General features: G+C 76.1%; 1 protein-coding gene. It reads left to right on the top strand.

The genetic code is table 11. The features are described 5' to 3' along the window. Positions 1–566, top strand: a 566-nt coding sequence (locus AC2W7G_RS18225; RefSeq protein WP_485869675.1) for a TIGR03089 family protein, incomplete at both ends; no start/stop codon positions are given.

Raw genomic sequence — 566 nt, 5'->3', positions numbered from 1 at the left:
CACGCGGACGCGCTCGACCTGCCGACCCGTCCCGTCGCCACGCCGGCCGACGTCGCCGCGGCGGTCGGCGCATGACCGCGCTGACGGCGCTGCTCGACCACCGCCGCGAGCCCGGACGCCCTTCGTCACCTACTACGACCTGGACACCGGCGAGCGGGTCGAGCTGAGCACCGTCACCACGGCCAACTGGGTGGCCAAGACGTGCGGCCTGCTGGTGGACGACCTCGACGTCGAGCCCGGCACCCGGGTGCGCCTGGGCCTGCCCAGCCACTGGGAGCGGGTCGTCTGGGCCCTGGCCTGCTGGCACGTCGGCGCGGTCGTGGCCGACGCGGACGCGCAGGTCGGCGTCACCGGTCCCGCGCTGGACGCCGCCGAGGACGTCCGCGTCGCGCTGTCGCTGCGTCCGCTCGGGCTCCCGTTCGAGTCCGCGCCGGACGGGTTCGTCGACTTCAACGCCGTCGTCGCCGGCCACCCGGACGTCTTCGTCGGGCTCGACGACCCGGCCGAGGACGACCCCGCGCTCGCGCTGGACGGCACCGTCCTCACGCACGCCGGGCTGGTCGCCG

Source organism: Aeromicrobium sp. PFPM2_SD2, from assembly GCF_057364525.1.
The sequence above is the reverse complement of the archived record's forward strand: the minus strand, read 5'-3'. Positions and strand labels throughout refer to the sequence as shown.